Source organism: Phytoactinopolyspora endophytica, from assembly GCF_004138495.1.
GTDB lineage: Bacteria > Actinomycetota > Actinomycetes > Jiangellales > Jiangellaceae > Phytoactinopolyspora > Phytoactinopolyspora endophytica.
The window spans coordinates 1-582 of record NZ_RZHA01001808.1 but is presented as its reverse complement, the minus strand read 5'-3'; the positions used below and the strand labels follow the sequence as shown (position 1 = coordinate 582).

At 64.8% G+C, this 582-nt stretch carries 1 protein-coding gene; it reads right to left on the bottom strand.

The window, feature by feature from the left end; genetic code table 11:
* Positions 1-582 (bottom strand): DUF1349 domain-containing protein (locus tag ELR45_RS34270; protein ID WP_129670267.1); only part of this gene is annotated, 582 nt, incomplete at both ends.

Here is a 582-nt window from a genome sequence, read left to right as displayed (position 1 = left end):
GGGGTAGGTGGCCTGGTCGGGTGAGGCGGTGATGCTGCCTTGGCCGTTGACGTCGGTCTGCAGGGTGTACTCGGGATCTGGGTCGGGTTCGGGGTTGGCGGTGTCGATGAACCAGTCGATGTCGGCGGTGAAGGCGGGGTAGGGCGAGCCGTTGCTGGCGAACGGTCCGATGCGGTTGGCGGTCAGACTGTGCGTGGCGGTTCCGGCGGTGGTCCAGGTGTTGCCGTCGGTGGAGTAGTCCAGTGTCCATGTGTCGCCGGTGCGGTCGAGGCGGAGTTGGACTTCGGGGCCGGCGGTGATGGTGGTTGCGAACAGTGTGCTGGACGAACCGGCGACGGTCTTGGCGGCGAAGACCCGCAGTTTCGAGCCGGTGGAGTGGACGTCGAAGCGGAGCCAGTTGTCGGTGTCCTGTTCGACCAGGATTCCCTGGGTCTGGTACTTCTGGCTGGGCACGGAGAGGAAGCGCGCTTCGGCTTCGAAGTCCTGGTCGGCGACCGGTTGGGTGACACGTAGCGAGCGGTTGGTGTTCCAGATGTCGTAGTTAGTGCTTGCCGGGACAGCTAGATGCAGCAGTCCGTCACT